Source organism: Campylobacter sp. BCW_6465 (assembly GCF_001762815.1).
GTDB lineage: Bacteria > Campylobacterota > Campylobacteria > Campylobacterales > Campylobacteraceae > Campylobacter_D > Campylobacter_D jejuni.
Window position 1 is genome coordinate 65,751 of sequence record NZ_MJXN01000101.1, and the last position, 15,614, is coordinate 81,364.

Here is a 15,614-nt window from a genome sequence, read left to right on the forward strand (position 1 = left end):
CATGAAAATGGGCTTTTTTTATTTTAATCCATAAGCATTTTTTAAATTTTTTAAATTCGCACTCGCATTCAAAAGCAAACAATCAGCCAAAACTAAACGCACCATAGCACTAGCTACAACACTTCCTCTAACACCTACACAAGGATCATGCCTACCTTTGAGTTCAAATTCCAAATTATTGCCAAATTTATCTATACTTTCTTGCTTGGCAAAAATAGAAGGAGTAGGTTTAAAATAAGTTTTTAAAATAAGATTTTCTCCATTTGAAATTCCTCCTAAAATTCCTCCACTATGATTGCTTAAAAACTTGCCATCTTTTAAAGCATCATTATTACACGATCCGCGCATTTTGCTTGCATTAATACCTTCGCCTATTTCAACTGCTTTAACAGCATTAATTCCCATTAAAGCATGAGCTAATTTAGAGTCTAACTTATCATAAAGAACTTCTCCAAGTCCCACAAGCATACCACTAACTTTTGTAAAAACAGCAGCGCCTACACTATCTTTTGAATTTCTAGCATTTAAAATTTCATTTTTAAAGTCACTTTCTAGTTTTGGATCAAGGCAAAAAATTTCACTTTTCTTAGCAAATTCAAAATCAAATTCTTCTTCTTTCAAATTTGATACAAAAGTTCCTATTCCAAAAACACCACTTTGAACACAAATGCCAAATTCACACAAAAGCATCGCTGCAACTGCACCACCAGCCACTCTAGCAACACTTTCTCTAGCGCTTGATCTACCTCCACCCCTATGATCTCTTATGCCATATTTATAAAAATAAGCAAAATCCGCATGAGCAGGACGAAATAGATCTTTTAAATTATCATAATCCTTAGAATGAGCATTTTCATTAAAAACTACTATAGCTATAGGATGACCCGTTGTATATCCTTCAAAAACTCCACTTAAAACCTGAGCTTTATCGCTTTCTTTTCTTGGTGTTGCAAATTTACTTCCGCCTTTGCGTTTATCAAGCTCATTTTGTAAAAATTCTTCATCAAATTTAACTCCAGCAGGCACTCCATCAATAATACATCCAACAGCCACACCATGAGACTCACCAAAACTTGTAAATTTCAATCTCGTACCAAAGGTATTCACTATAAAGCTCCTAATTTCTCAAGTGCAATTTTTGCTGCCATTTGTTGTGCTTCTTTTTTGCTTCCCGCAATAGCTCTTGCAAGTTCTTTACCATCAAGCATTAAAGCGATTTCAAATTGCTTTAAATGATCAGGACCAAAAGCACGCACTGTTTCATACTGCGGAGTTTGTCCGATTTTTCCTTGTGTAATCTCTTGTAATTTTGTTTTATAATCTTTTATAAGAATTTTTGCATCAATTTGAGGGAAATTTTTTTCTATAAGCCTTAAAGCAATAGTTTTTGCAAACTCAAACCCAGCTTCTAAATGTATAGCACCTATAATGGCTTCTAACGCATCTGAAAGTATAGAAGGCTTTTCTTTTCCTCCATTGTTTTCCTCAGCAACACTCATAAAAATAAAATCGCCCAAATTTAAACTATTTGCAATTTTTGCAAAAGACTTTTCATTCACTAAAGCCGCTCTAAGCTTAGATAAATCTCCTTCGGCATCTTTGGCGAATTTATGAAAAAGGTATTCACCCACAACTAAATCAAGCACGGCATCACCTAAAAATTCCAAGCGTTCGTTGTTGTAAGATTTTTTAAAACTTTTATGGGTTAAAGCATGTATAAGAATATTTTTATCTTTAAATTCATAAGTTAAACTCTGCTCTAGTTTTTCAATGTTTTTCATCATTTTCCCTTGCAATTTTCAAAGCAGCTTCACGCGCCAATGTATCACATCTTTCATTTTCCAAATGTCCATTATGTGCTTTTACCCAAAAAGCCTTAATCTTATGAGATTTTGCCACTTTAATATATTCCTTCCATAAATCTATATTTTTTTTACCTTTAAAATCCTTTTTTATCCATCCTTCTAGCCATTCATTAATACTTTGAACCATTAGGTTAGAATCTGTAAAAAGCGAAATTTCACAAGGCTCTTTTAAAGCCTTCAAAGATTCAATAATTGCCATTAGCTCCATTCTATTGTTAGTGGTATTAGCCTCAGCTCCAAAACCTTCCTTTTGATACTCTTTATAACGCAAAATATAAGCCCATCCACCAAAACCTGGATTATTAAGACATGAACCGTCTGTATAAATTTCAATGTGCTTCATTATTTTTCACTTCATAAATAATTTTACAAGTATTAAACTCATAACAAACAGGACAGTGATAAAAAAACAAAGGCATAACATTTTTACACTCAGAACAACGGTATGAAAATTCTAACCTCGCATTAAAAGAATTATCTTTTAAAATTTTTAACATTTTAAAATTAGAATTTTTAAAAACAAACTGATGCGTATCATCATGCTTTGAAATTTTACCCAAAGCATAAAAGAATTCTAAAAAATCTTGATTTTCTAAATTAAACGCTTCATTTTCTCTATAAAGCAAATCACAAATATCAAAAAAATTTTGCCCTAAAAACATATGATATTTTTCAAAAACTAAACGCCCTAACATAGGATTATCTTCTATTTTAAATTCTAAAAGTTTTTTCTTTTTTTCTTCATCGGTGATATTAAAAGTACAAAGTTCTAAAGCTTTGATAAAATCATGCTCTTTTTGCACATCTTCATTAAGCTCAAAAAGACATTCTAAAAGTTCTAAATTTTCTTTATAAGAACGAAGTTTTAAATAAACAATTTTTAAAAGTTTTAAGGCTTGTATATTTCTTGGACGCAGTTTTAAAACTTGTAATAAAACTTCTTTTGCACGCTCTAAAAATCCTGCTTTAAAATAAACTTTTGCTAAAGAAAGGAAAATAAATTCTCTTTCTTGTTTATCTTTACATTTTTCAAGAGCAATCAAATAAATTTGAGTTGCTTTTTCAAATTCCCCACTTTTGGTAAAAATTTCAGCCAAAAAACTTAAATTTCCAAAACTCAAGCTACTATTTCTTAACAACTCTTTATGAGCGTTATCCATTTCAAATTTTTTTATAAATTTTTCAAGCTTTTGTTCTTCATCTTTGTTAGCAAATATTTTCCAAATATAATTTACAACAGCTACAACAAATACTAAAATGGTTAAAATTATAAGCCCTACTAAAGGGTCTCTGTATTCTACAAAGAAAAAATCCATAGTCTCGCTCTAAAAATTTTATGCCAAATTATAGCCAAATCTTTGTATAATTTTAACAAGGTTTGTAAAATGATAACTAAAGAAAGTATAGAAAATTTATCCCAAAGACTTAATATTGTTGATATTATAGAAAATTATATTGAAGTAAAAAAACAAGGCTCTAGTTTTGTGTGTATCTGTCCTTTCCATGCAGATAAAAACCCGTCTATGCATATCAATCCTACCAAAGGTTTTTATCATTGTTTTGCTTGCAAGGCTGGTGGAGATGCTTTTAAATTTGTAATGGATTATGAAAAATTAAGTTTTGCCGATGCAGTTGAAAAAGTTGCAAGCCTTAGTAATTTTACTTTGAGTTATACAAAAGAAAAACAAGAAAATAAAAAAGAGCTAAAGTCTATACTACCAAGCTTAAATGCGTATTTTAAAGATAATCTCAAACACCACAAAGAAGTTTTAACCTATCTTTACCAAAGAGCTTTAAATGACAAAGATATAGCCAAATTCGAATTAGGTTTTGCAGGAGCAAGTGAAGATAGTATAAGATTATTGCAAAATCAAAAAATTCCTTTAGAAGATGCTATGAGTGTTGGAGCTTTAAAAAAAGATGAAAATAATGAATTTTACGCAAGTTTTATATGGCGTATCACCTTTCCAATCTACGATCATAAAGACTTATTAGTAGGGTTTGGAGGGCGTACTTTAAATCCCAATGTACCGGCAAAGTATGTAAATTCACCCCAAAATATACTTTTTGATAAAAGTAGAATTTTTTATGCTTTTAACATCGCTAAAGAAAATATAGCCAAAAAAAAAGAAATAATAGTATGTGAAGGCTACATGGATGCAATAGCTTTTCACAAAGCAGGGTTTAACAATGCTGTAGCAGTTCTTGGAACAGCACTAACCGAACATCATCTACCTTTAATCCGCCGTTATGATGCAAAAGTGATTTTATGTTTTGACAATGATGAAGCAGGATTAAAAGCTGCGACACGATCTGCATTTTTATTAAGCACAAATAAAATAGACGGTAAAGTGGCAATTTTGCAAGGCGGAAAAGATCCTGCTGAGCTCGTAGCAAAAAATGAAAGCGCAAAACTCCATAATATATTCGATGAAGGAATAGAGCTTGGCGAATTTTATATCAGACGCTTAATATCCACTCATTCCATAATTTCTGCTCTTGACAAACAAAAAGCTTTAGAAACTATACAAAAATTCACCTTTAATCTTGAACCTTTAGTGGCAAATTCTTACACTGGTCTAGTTTCAAATTTATTAAAAGTGGATGAAAAATTTATCGTCTTATCACAAAATTCAAAAAAAACCATACAAACCCCTTTAATTTCTCAAAATAAATACAATTTTCCTAAAGAAAAAATTCACATTGCAGAATTAGAACTTATAGCTTTTTTAAAACAGCATCCAGATATATGTAACGATTTTAAGCAAATTAGTGATAGTGTTTGTTTTAAGCATAAAATTTTATTGGATAAAATTTTAGAAAAAAAAGGTTATGAAGATAGTGATATTAGAGAATTTGAAAGTAAAAATATTCGAAAAAATTTAAACTATAGCGAATTCTTGTTAGGTATTTGCAAGGTTAATTTAGCTTTTTTAAACAATGTAAAAATTAAAAATTCTACACTCGCATTAAAAAAACAACTTTTTACGCTTATTGATAAAAATTTAAATCTTCTAATTAAAAATTTAAATACCGAAGAATTAAATAATTTTTTAAAAGAATATTTAAGCTTCTTAAAATATGAAAAAAACGAAGAAATTCTGCAACAATCATTTAGAAACTTAAATGGAATTTTTAGTAACAAAAACTTTACAGCTTATGATTTAGGATTTAGCGCACAAGATAATGACGAACCTTTTTAATTTATTTAAATTTCAAGCCTTAATTTACCTTTTTTTAAACACAATCACGCTAAAGTATATAAAAATTTTTAAGGATAAATTATGATGCCTTTTAGTGATGAAGAGCTTATAAATCCTGTTAAAGCAAGTTTAGAAAAGAGCTTGCCTATGCTTGAACGTGATGGCGGAGGGCTTGAATTTTTAGGGATTAAAAATGGGGTTGTTTATGTCCATTTAATAGGAGCTTGCAAAGGTTGTGCATCAAGTGGAACGACACTAAAATACGGTCTTGAAAGGCAACTTAAGATTGATATTCATCCAGAAATCACTATAATCAATTTAAACGGCGGAGCAGACGAATTTGCAAAATTATAAAAAACTTGGAATTGAACATTTTTACAAGAAAGATTTTAAAACTGCAAAAATGTATTTTTCTATGGCTTATGAAAAACGCAAAAATAAACGCTTGCTAAATTTTATCTGCCTTTGCGATCTTGCTTTAAAATCTCCTAAAGAAGCTTCTTTACTTTTTGATTTTTATATAGAACATTACAAAATCTCTAGCATTGATAAAGACTTAGAAGAAATTTTAAGTACAATTGAATTTAAAAAACAAGAAAACAAACAGGAAAACGAATTTGAAGATAGGCATGCGTTAAATTATCAAGATTTTTTAAAAAGCGAAGAAGAACTTGGCTTTCAAAAAAGTTTTGAAAATATCATTAACAGCACTAAATTAGTTATTGATAATCGTGATGATTTTTTAGATTTTTTGGAAAAATTACTTGATAATGGCTATAAAGATATGACTTTAAATTATATAGAAAATGTTATGCCTCATTTTTGGGCAAATGATAGATTTATCAAACTCCAAGAAAAACTCATAGGATTTAAAAGTGAAATTAAAACTTGAAAATTCATTCATTACAGATAATACCTTAGAGTGTGAAAAAGAATGCTTTTTTTTACAAACCACACAAAATGCTAAATTTCACGCTCAAGCCTTAGAAAAAGGTGCAAAAATCATTGATGTAAATGAGTGTAAAAAACTTTTAAAAATCGATGAAAAGATTCAAATCATAGGAATCACAGGAACCAATGGCAAAACCACAACCGCAGCAGCGATTTATTCTATCTTACTAGATTTAGGTTATAAGTGTGGGCTTTGCGGAACAAGAGGAGCTTTTATCAACGATGAACAAATTGATGAAAAATCCTTAACCACCTCCCCTATTCTTAAAACCTTAGAGTACCTACAAATAGCCACTCAAAAAAAATGTGATTTTTTTATCATGGAAGTAAGCTCACACGCACTCGTTCAAAACCGTATCGAAGGCTTAAAATTTGTTGCTAAAATTTTTACCAATATCACTCAAGATCATTTAGATTTTCACGGTACTTTTGAAAATTACAAAGAAGCAAAAGAGCTTTTTTTTACAGATGAGAGTTTAAAATTTATCAACAAAGATGCTTTGGCTATTAAATTTAATGTGCGTAATGCTTTTACTTATGGCATAGAAAATCCTGCTTTATATCAAATCAAAGCTTATTCTTTAGAAGAAGGCATTAGTGCTATTGTAACAAATAAAAATCAAACTTTTCACATAGACTCGCCCTTGCTAGGACTTTTTAATCTTTACAATCTTCTAGTTGCTAGCGCTTGTGTGAATGAACTTGTAAAGCCTGATTTAAAAGACTTGGAAAATGCTATCAGTGGATTTGGTGGGGTTTGTGGCAGGGTAGAACAAGTAGCAAAAGGTGTGATTGTAGATTTTGCTCATACACCTGATGGCATTGAAAAAGTGCTTGACACTCTTAAAAATAAAAAACTCATCGTTGTTTTTGGAGCAGGTGGAGATAGGGACAAAACCAAACGCCCTTTAATGGGAAAAATCGTCGAACATTTTGCAAAAATTGCTATCATTACAAGTGACAATCCACGCAACGAAGAACCAAAAACCATCATGGAAGAAATTTTATCAGGCTTTGCTAAAAAAGAAAAAGTTTTAATGATAGAAGATAGAAAAGAAGCCATAAAAAAAGCTTTAGAACTAAAAGAAAATGACGATTTAGTCGTTATTTTAGGCAAAGGTGATGAAACTACTCAAGAAATTAAAGGGATAAAATATCCTTTTAGCGATAAAGTAGTTGTTAATGAAATTTTAAAAAATCAAGGATAATCAATGTTTGAAAATATGGATTTTTCTAAAATGGGAGAACTTTTAAATCAAGTTCAAGAAAAAGCAAAAAATATAGAACTAGAACTTGCAAATCGTGAATTTAGCGCCAAAAGTGGAGCAGGACTTGTTAAAGTAAGCGCCAATGGAAAAGGTGAAATTATCGATGTTAGCATTGATGATTCTTTACTTGAAGATAAAGAGTCCTTGCAAATTTTACTTATTTCTGCAATTAATGATGTTTTGGCTATGGTTGCGCAAAATCGTTCCAATATAGCGAATGATGTTTTAGGCGGTTTTGGAGGTATGAAATTATGAAAAAAATTTTAATTATTTGCATGCTTTTTACTTTGTCTTTTGGTATAGAAAGACCTAAATTTGAAGATTTTTTAGCAGGTTATGAAAGAAATAAGGCAAGCATGCTCAACTATGAAGGAATGCCAGCTTTTGCACTCAGTGAAAATTTACTTGCTGTGTTAAAACAGCCTAATACTAAGCTTAACAAATATGTAAAATATGATCCATTTTTAAATTTATATCTTGTAAGAACTGACTTTAGCCTAATCCCTACTCCTATGGGTAATGAAGAAAAACTTACTCGTAATGATTGGGTTGGAATTTGGGATCCTAATAAACCTTATATAGGGCATATTAAGTATTTAGCTCAAAATATTGATGAAAAAGATCAACTTGATTTTAATTCTAAAATAGGACTTTTAGGGACTCCATGCTGTGAAATGATGGGGATTGCTTTAAATAATAGCTCTTTTATAGGCAATCGCTATTTAAAACATTTTATGAAATATAACGATGTTTATTGGGGGGATATTGGCGTTGATTTTGTTGTTCGAGAAAATAAAATTTATGTTAACAATGTAAGAAAAAATCCACAATTTTTAATCAACGATCAAGTTATAAGTGTTGATGGCTTACCCGCTAATGATTTAAGAAAACTCAATGAAAAAATTCTTTTTGCAGATCGCGGAAGCACTCTTTATTTTCAAGTATTGCGTGATAATATGGATTTAAATATTTCTACTGAAGTTTTTGCAAAAGATTTGAGCAAATTTAACCTTCCTGATTCTAAACCAAAACCAAAAATTACAAATTTCACAAGCAATCTTGGTTTAACGGTTAATACTAGTCTTGTTGTAACCAAAATAGATCCAAAATCAAAAGCATCAAATGCAGGATTTATGGTAGGAGATAAAATTTTACGCGTTAATAATATTATTTTAAATAATTTTAAAGAATTACAAAATATTTTAAGCGCTGGTAATGACTTTAGCATCTTAATTGAACGCAAAAGTACTAAATTACCTTTATCAAATTTCAACAATGAACTAGGCGGAAATGCCAACTCAGGTGGCGATGGTAAATTTCAATTTTTCATAAGGCTTACTAAGTGAATTTAAAAGAACTTTTTATCCATCACTTAGAAAAAAATCTACCTAAGGTTGAAAGCTTTCATCCTTTTTTTAATGAAGCTTTAGCCCTTATGCTAAAAGCAGGAGGAAAGCATTTTCGTGCACAATTGCTTTTAAGCGTAGTACAAAGCAATAAACCTGAACTTTTAAATCAAGCTTTAGATGTGGCTTTAGCTTTGGAATTTATCCATACTTATTCACTCATACACGATGATTTACCCGCTATGGATAATGCGGACTTTAGACGAGGAATTCCAACCTTACACAAAAGCTACGATGAAACTACAGCCATCTTAGTGGGCGATGCTTTAAATACTGAAGCTTTTTTAGCTCTAAGTCATGCTCATTTAAAAGATGAAATCAAAATCAAACTCATAAAAACCCTTGCCTTTAATGCAGGACTTAATGGAATGGTTATAGGACAAGCTATTGATTGTTTTTTTGAAGACAAAAGACTGAGTTTAAATGAACTTGAGTTTTTACATACACACAAAACCGCAAGATTAATCGCTGCAGCTTTAAAAATGGGTTGTGAAATTTGCGAACTTAACAACGAAGAAAGCAATCAAATTTACAAACTTGGTTTAAAACTAGGACTGATTTTTCAAATCAATGATGATATTATCGATGTAACTACAAGTCAAGAACAAAGCGGAAAGCCTACTAACAACGATATTCATAAAAATTCTTTTGTCAATTTGCTTGGACTTGAACAAGCCATAAAAACAAAAGAAAATCTTCTTAGTGAATGCGAACAAGACTTAGAAAAACTTAATGAAAAACTCGCACAAATGATACAAAATTTAATAATTCAATACTTATAAAGGCAAAAAATGGACATTCAAATTTTACAAGAACAGGCAAATACTCTAAGATTTTTAAGTGCCGATATGGTGCAAAAAGCAAACTCAGGACACCCAGGTGCACCTTTGGGCTTAGCAGATATTTTAAGTGTTTTAAGTTATCATTTAAAGCACAATCCTAAAAATCCCACTTGGCTAAACCGTGATAGACTTATATTTTCAGGTGGACATGCAAGTGCTTTGCTTTATAGTTTTTTACATTTAAGTGGCTATGATTTAAGCTTGGAAGATCTTAAAAATTTCCGCCAACTTCATGCTAAAACCCCTGGACACCCTGAAATTTCAACTCTTGGAGTAGAAATCGCTACAGGCCCTTTAGGGCAAGGCGTTGCCAATGCCGTAGGCTTTGCTATGGCAGCAAAAAAAGCACAAAATTTGCTAGGTAGTGATTTAATCGATCATAAAATTTATTGTCTTTGCGGAGATGGGGATTTACAAGAAGGCATTTCTTATGAAGCTTGTTCTTTAGCAGGACTTCACAAACTTGATAATTTCATACTTATTTACGATAGCAACAATATCTCCATAGAAGGCGATGTAGGTTTAGCCTTTAATGAAAATGTAAAAATGCGTTTTGAAGCACAAGGATTTGAAGTTTTAAGTATAAATGGACACAATTACGAAGAAATCAATAAAGCCTTAGAACAAGCTAAAAAATCCACAAAACCTTGTCTTATCATCGCAAAAACAACTATAGCAAAGGGTGCAGGAGAGCTTGAAGGCAGTCATAAAAGCCATGGTGCACCTTTGGGCGAAGAAGTGATTAAAAAAGCCAAAGAACAAGCAGGTTTTGTTCCAAATATCAGTTTTCATATCCCACAAGCAAGCAAAATCCGCTTTGAAAGTGCTGTAGAACTTGGGGATTTAGAAGAAGCAAAATGGAAAGATAAACTTGAAAAAAGTGGTAAAAAAGAACTTTTAGAAAGGCTATTAAACCCTGATTTTAGCAAGATAGCTTATCCTGATTTTAAAGGAAAAGATCTTGCTACAAGAGATAGCAATGGTGAAATTTTAAATGTTTTAGCTAAAAATTTAGAAGGATTTTTAGGTGGAAGTGCGGATTTAGGCCCTTCAAATAAAACAGAACTTCACGGTATGGGAGACTTTATAGAAGGTAAAAATATCCATTTTGGCATCAGAGAACACGCTATGGCAGCGATTAACAATGCTTTTGCAAGATATGGAATTTTCTTACCATTTTCGGCAACTTTTTTCATCTTTAGCGAGTACTTAAAACCTGCCGCAAGAATAGCAGCCCTAATGAAAATCAAACATTTTTTCATTTTCACACACGATAGCATAGGTGTGGGCGAAGATGGACCAACACACCAACCTATAGAACAACTTAGCACTTTTAGAGCTATGCCAAATTTTTTAACCTTTAGACCTGCTGATGGAGTGGAAAATGTCAAAGCTTGGCAAATAGCCTTAAATGAAGGTATTCCAAGTGCTTTTGTGCTTTCACGCCAAAAACTCAAAGCTCTAAATGAACCCGTTTTTGGAGATGTAAAAAACGGAGCATATTTACTTAAAGAAAGCAAAGATGCTAAATTTACACTTTTAGCGAGCGGAAGTGAAGTTTGGCTTTGTTTAGAAAGTGCAAACGAACTAGAAAAACAAGGTTTTGCTTGTAATGTTGTTTCCATGCCTTGTTTTGAACTTTTTGAAAAACAAGATAAAGCTTATCAAGAAAGATTGTTAAAAGGTGAAGTTATAGGTGTTGAAGCAGCGCATTCTAATGAACTTTATAAATTTTGCCATAAAGTGTATGGTATAGAAAGTTTTGGAGAAAGTGGCAAAGACAAGGATGTTTTTGAACACTTTGGCTTTAGCGTTTCAAAGCTTGTAAATTTTATCCTTAGCAAATAAAATGAATACAAATTTCAAATTTCAAAATAACACTCTTTTTATCTTTGGAATTTGGGATAAAACAAGTATTTATAAGTTAAAAATAAAAGATTTTTTAGCTTTGATTCAAAGCAAGGAAGTGATTTTTGATTTTAAAGATCTAAAAGCAATCGATACCGCTGGAGTGAGATTTTTCCTTGCTTTGGAAAATGACCTTAAAGATAAAAATATTAAAATCACCAAAGAAGGCTTAAATTCACGCTTTCAAACCCTTTTTGAACTTTGTGAAAAAAACTACCAAAGACTAAGCAAAACAAAAAAATCACATAAAAATTTCAGTGAATACTTTATCGATCTTGGAAAATTAAGTTTAGAACTTTTAAAAATTTTAAGAAAATTCATCAATTTCACAGGAGCTTTTTCCACAAGTCTTTTTTTATGCCTTAAAAATCCTAAAAATTTTCGCTTTATTGCTTTTTTATATCATATAGAAAATTCTGCTTTTAAAGCCTTGCCTATAGTTATTTTAACTGCTCTTTTAGTAGGAGTGGTTTTAGCCTATCAGGCCGCTTATCAACTCGCACAATTTGGAGCCAATATTTTCATAGTAGATTTGATGGGAATTTCAGCCACTAGAGAACTTGCACCTTTAATCGCCGCCATAGTGATCGCAGGAAGAAGTGCAAGCTCTTATACCGCACAAATTGGAGTGATGAAAATTACTGATGAAATTGCAGCTATGAATACTATGGGTTTTCGTTCTTTTGAATTTATTATTATTCCACGTGTTATGGCTTTGGTAGTGGCTATGCCTTTAATCGTTGCCATTAGCGATGCGATCAGTATTATAGGCGGAATGATGGTTGCAAAATTAAATCTTGATATTTCTTTTGCCGAATTTTTAAGACGCTTTAGAGAAGCTGTAGATATAAAACATATCTTTATAGGACTTGCAAAAGCACCTATTTTTGGATTTTTAATAGGGCTTATTGCTTGTTTTCGTGGTTTTGAGGTAAAAAACACTACACAAAGCATAGGAATTTATACCACAAAAAGCGTTGTAAATGCTATTTTTTGGGTGATAGCTTTTGATGCTTTATTCTCTGTTATTTTAACTTCTGCAGGAATTTAAATGGTTATTAAAGCGCAAAATATCATTACAAAATTTGGAGAAAAAATCGTCCATGATGGCGTAAGTTTTGAAATCAAAAAAAACGAAATTTTTGGTATTTTAGGAGGTAGCGGAAGTGGAAAATCCGTCCTTTTAAAACAAATGCTTATGCTTGAACATTTTGATGGTGGAGAATATGAAATTTTAGGCTATAAGCTTAAAAATATCAACGAAGAAGATGCACTTGCTTTGCGTAAAAAATGGGGTGTAGTTTTTCAGTTTGCTGCACTTTTTAGCTTTTTTAATGTTTATGAAAATATCGCCATTCCTTTAAAAGAATACACTCATTTAGATGAAAATAGCATACAAGAACTGGTTTTAATGAAGTTAAAAATGGTAGGTTTAAACGAAAGTGTTTTAAAACAATTTCCAAGCGAACTTAGTGGTGGTATGCAAAAAAGAGTGGCAATTGCTAGAGCTTTAGCACTTGATAGTAAGTTACTTTTTTTAGATGAACCTACCTCAGGACTTGACCCTCATAGTAGTCGCGAATTTGACGATTTGGTTTTAGAATTAAAAAAAAGTTTTGATTTAAATATCATTTTGGTTACACATGATAAAGAAAGTATGAAAAATTTACTCGATCGCTTTATCATTTTAGAAAATAAAAAAGTTGGATTTTGCGGTACTTATGAAGAATTACGCCTGCAAAATAAACGACTTTTTAAAAGATTTATGGAGTAAAAGTGGAAAATAGAGCAAATTATTTTTTTGTAGGACTTTTTGTTTTTGGAGTGTTTTTTGCAAGTCTTGGTTTCATACTTTGGCTTGGTGGATACTCTAAAGAAGAAAGTTTTAAGTATTATGAAATTCACACACAAGAATCCGTTGCAGGACTTGGCATAAAAGCACCCGTAAGGCTTTTGGGCGTGGAAGTAGGTAGCGTAGAAGAAATCAGCATTTACAATCAAGATGAACTCGGCGTTAACATACGCATTAAGGTCAAAAACAATACCCCTATAAAAGAAGACACCTTTGCTACTTTGCAACTTCAAGGTATCACAGGACTTAAATTTGTCCAACTTCAAGGCGGAAGCAAAAATAGCAAAGATTTAGTATCTATACAGGGAAAACTTCCAGTCATTCCTTTTAAAGAAAGTTTTTTAGCAACCATAGACAGACAAAGTGAACATATTTTTTCTTTGGTTAAAACGGCCGATGATAAATCAAAAGAACTTTTAAGCGAAAAAAATCTTAAAAATCTAGAAATCTTTTTGCAAAATCTAGCAGAATTAAGTGCAAATTTAAATGCTAATTCTAAAAATTTAAGCCTTAATCTTTCAAACACAAGTTTAAAAATAGGAAAAATGGCTGATAATATAAGCCTTAGTGCGCAAAATTTCAACTCCAGTCTTAAAGACATAAAAGAAAGCACGATGATTTTAAAAAATTTCATAAAAAAAGCTGATGAAAAATTAAACACTTATGATGATATTAAAGCATCTTTGATGCAAAATTTAGAGCTTTTTAAACGAGTTTTAATTGAAAGCAATATTCTAATAGAAAATTTACAAAATAGCCCTGCTGATTTGATTTTTAAAGAAACTAAACCTAAACTAGGACCAGGAGAAAAATAATGCTAAAGCAATTATTCTATATTTTGACTTTTACTTTTATATTATGCGGATGCTCTTTAAGACACGAAACCATCAACAAAAATGAAAATATCATATTAAAAGATGAAGGAATAGACTCAAATATTTTTTTTAAAAAAACCGGTAAAATTCTTAAAATTCGCAATGCAAATGCACCTTTGTATTTAAACTCGCGAGCTATTGTTTATATAGATAATGGTTTTAGCAACAAATACGCACATTATTTCTGGGGAGACTTACCAAGCAATCTTTATTCTTTTTTAATTTTGTCAAAATTTGAACAAAGCAATATTTTTACAACCTTACTTTCTTCAACAAGCTCTTTAAATGCGGATTATGCCCTTGAAAGCAGGATTAACTCTTTTGAACAAATTCTTAACAACAATGAAAACTACGCTCAAATTTCTATAAGCGTAAATTTCATAAATCTTGAAAACAATCAAATAATAGCTCATAAAATTTTCAATACTAAAGAAAAAATAGAAAAAAAAGATATCCGCTCTACTTATAATGCTTTTCAAAAAGCCTTAAATAAAATTGGAAATGAGATTGTTTTTTGGGTAAATTCTAATTTATCCTAATTTAGGAACACTTTTTGCTTTTTAAATATTTAGCAATATTTTTGAAAGGTAAACAATGAAAAGTGATTTAGATATATTTAAAAAACACTTAGGCGAAATTCAAAGCGTGAATGAATTTAAAGCAAATCAAATTTGCTCTCAAATCAATGATGCAAATGATTTTATAGGAGCACTTCAAGTACTTGATATGTCTTTAAAAAAAATAGAAAAAAGCATTCTAGAAAGAATAGATGAAAATTCAGATGATATGCAAAAAAGAACTCTTGATGCCACAGCATCACAACTTATACAAAACTGCTCTTTCATGGGAACAGCCCTTTTTGGAAATATTTTCAATGTTTATGTTGGTAAAAAACTTTTTGAATTTGAAATTGCTAATCCACTTTTAATTCTTCAAACAAGTAATTACGAAGGTGTATTGGCCTATATACAAGATAAAAGAGATGAAATAAAAATCATTCTATCAGAGTTAGCAACCGCAATCACCATGGGCGAAACTGTGGATAATGCTGGAATTTATAACTCTACAATGGATTTTAAAAATTTATTTAAATAAGAATAGTAATCATTTGTTCTCTTTAAGCAAATATAATATATTTTAGCTTAAAGAGATTTTCCAAACTCTAAAAGAGAGTTAGGCTACGAATAAAAAGGGGGAGGGAAATAGCCTAACCCAAACGAGATCTTAAAAGATCTCTTTAAACTAAAATAAATATTTAGATAATTTAATAAAAATTATTAAATTATCTAAACCATATTTATGTTTTAGTTTAATACGATGTGACACTTTATTCTAATAACACTTAATATATGATAAAAATATTATTTAGTAACTTAAATTATTAAAGAATATTACTACAATATTATTTAAAAAATTTTAAATTTTTAGGATTTTAAGAAAAAAA

General features: G+C 30.7%; 17 protein-coding genes. 13 read left to right on the plus strand and 4 right to left on the minus strand.

Going from position 1 to position 15,614, the window contains the following annotated elements; all coding sequences use genetic code 11:
• Positions 1 to 18: 18 nt before the first annotated feature.
• From aroC to AJ886_RS07545, 4 genes are read right to left on the minus strand one after another with little or no spacing between them, the layout of a single operon-like run.
• A complete protein-coding gene (aroC, locus tag AJ886_RS07530) occupies positions 19 to 1,107 on the minus strand; it encodes a chorismate synthase (RefSeq protein WP_070287485.1) in 1,089 nt (362 codons plus the stop codon).
• Complete coding sequence (gene rnc, locus AJ886_RS07535; RefSeq protein WP_070233515.1) at positions 1,107 to 1,781, minus strand: ribonuclease III; 675 nt, start codon at positions 1,779 to 1,781, stop codon at positions 1,107 to 1,109. The genes aroC and rnc overlap by 1 nt, the downstream gene beginning before the upstream one ends.
• Positions 1,768 to 2,208: a ribonuclease HI gene (rnhA, locus tag AJ886_RS07540; protein WP_002851277.1), complete on the minus strand. Its 441-nt coding sequence runs from the start codon at positions 2,206 to 2,208 to the stop codon at positions 1,768 to 1,770. The genes rnc and rnhA overlap by 14 nt, the downstream gene beginning before the upstream one ends.
• The gene (locus AJ886_RS07545) at positions 2,195 to 3,181 is read right to left on the minus strand and encodes a hypothetical protein (protein ID WP_070233514.1); all 987 of its coding nucleotides are present in this window, start codon (positions 3,179 to 3,181) and stop codon (positions 2,195 to 2,197) included. The genes rnhA and AJ886_RS07545 overlap by 14 nt, the downstream gene beginning before the upstream one ends.
• Positions 3,182 to 3,250: 69 nt before the next feature.
• On the opposite strand from AJ886_RS07545, the gene dnaG reads away from it, so the two are divergent.
• From dnaG to AJ886_RS07610, 13 genes are all read left to right on the plus strand, one after another.
• Positions 3,251 to 5,068, plus strand: a complete 1,818-nt coding sequence (dnaG, locus tag AJ886_RS07550; protein WP_070233513.1) for a DNA primase — start codon at positions 3,251 to 3,253, stop codon at positions 5,066 to 5,068.
• Positions 5,069 to 5,149: 81 nt separating this feature from the next.
• Positions 5,150 to 5,422 carry a NifU family protein gene (locus tag AJ886_RS07555; protein ID WP_002866611.1) on the plus strand — a complete coding sequence of 91 codons (273 nt, stop codon included), beginning with the start codon at positions 5,150 to 5,152 and terminating at the stop codon, positions 5,420 to 5,422.
• A complete protein-coding gene (locus tag AJ886_RS07560; RefSeq protein ID WP_070233512.1) occupies positions 5,409 to 5,960 on the plus strand; it encodes a histidine kinase in 552 nt (183 codons plus the stop codon). The genes AJ886_RS07555 and AJ886_RS07560 overlap by 14 nt, the downstream gene beginning before the upstream one ends.
• Positions 5,944 to 7,227 carry a UDP-N-acetylmuramoyl-L-alanyl-D-glutamate--2,6-diaminopimelate ligase gene (locus tag AJ886_RS07565; protein WP_070233511.1) on the plus strand — a complete coding sequence of 428 codons (1,284 nt, stop codon included), beginning with the start codon at positions 5,944 to 5,946 and terminating at the stop codon, positions 7,225 to 7,227. The genes AJ886_RS07560 and AJ886_RS07565 overlap by 17 nt, the downstream gene beginning before the upstream one ends.
• A gap of 3 nt (positions 7,228 to 7,230) precedes the next feature.
• Positions 7,231 to 7,542: a YbaB/EbfC family nucleoid-associated protein gene (locus AJ886_RS07570; protein ID WP_002871256.1), complete on the plus strand. Its 312-nt coding sequence runs from the start codon at positions 7,231 to 7,233 to the stop codon at positions 7,540 to 7,542.
• Entirely contained in the window at positions 7,539 to 8,633 is a 1,095-nt protein-coding gene (locus AJ886_RS07575) for a PDZ domain-containing protein (RefSeq protein WP_070287486.1), read from the plus strand. Before AJ886_RS07570 ends, AJ886_RS07575 begins: the two co-directional genes overlap by 4 nt.
• Positions 8,630 to 9,475, plus strand: a complete 846-nt coding sequence (locus AJ886_RS07580; protein WP_070277987.1) for a polyprenyl synthetase family protein — start codon at positions 8,630 to 8,632, stop codon at positions 9,473 to 9,475. Before AJ886_RS07575 ends, AJ886_RS07580 begins: the two co-directional genes overlap by 4 nt.
• 9 nt (positions 9,476 to 9,484) lie before the next feature.
• Positions 9,485 to 11,383 carry a transketolase gene (tkt, locus tag AJ886_RS07585; RefSeq protein ID WP_070277989.1) on the plus strand — a complete coding sequence of 633 codons (1,899 nt, stop codon included), beginning with the start codon at positions 9,485 to 9,487 and terminating at the stop codon, positions 11,381 to 11,383.
• 1 nt (position 11,384) lies between these two features.
• Positions 11,385 to 12,494 (plus strand): ABC transporter permease, encoded by a 1,110-nt coding sequence (locus AJ886_RS07590; RefSeq protein WP_070287487.1) that lies wholly within the window; start codon positions 11,385 to 11,387, stop codon positions 12,492 to 12,494.
• Complete coding sequence (locus AJ886_RS07595) at positions 12,495 to 13,217, plus strand: ABC transporter ATP-binding protein (RefSeq protein ID WP_002871260.1); 723 nt, start codon at positions 12,495 to 12,497, stop codon at positions 13,215 to 13,217.
• 2 nt (positions 13,218 to 13,219) lie between these two features.
• Positions 13,220 to 14,110, plus strand: coding sequence for an MlaD family protein (locus tag AJ886_RS07600; RefSeq protein WP_002871261.1), 891 nt, complete (start codon positions 13,220 to 13,222; stop codon positions 14,108 to 14,110).
• A complete protein-coding gene (locus AJ886_RS07605; RefSeq protein ID WP_002871262.1) occupies positions 14,110 to 14,709 on the plus strand; it encodes an ABC-type transport auxiliary lipoprotein family protein in 600 nt (199 codons plus the stop codon). The genes AJ886_RS07600 and AJ886_RS07605 overlap by 1 nt, the downstream gene beginning before the upstream one ends.
• Before the next feature lie 55 nt (positions 14,710 to 14,764).
• Positions 14,765 to 15,265: a flagellar FLiS export co-chaperone gene (locus AJ886_RS07610; RefSeq protein ID WP_002862286.1), complete on the plus strand. Its 501-nt coding sequence runs from the start codon at positions 14,765 to 14,767 to the stop codon at positions 15,263 to 15,265.
• Positions 15,266 to 15,614 lie beyond the last annotated feature (349 nt).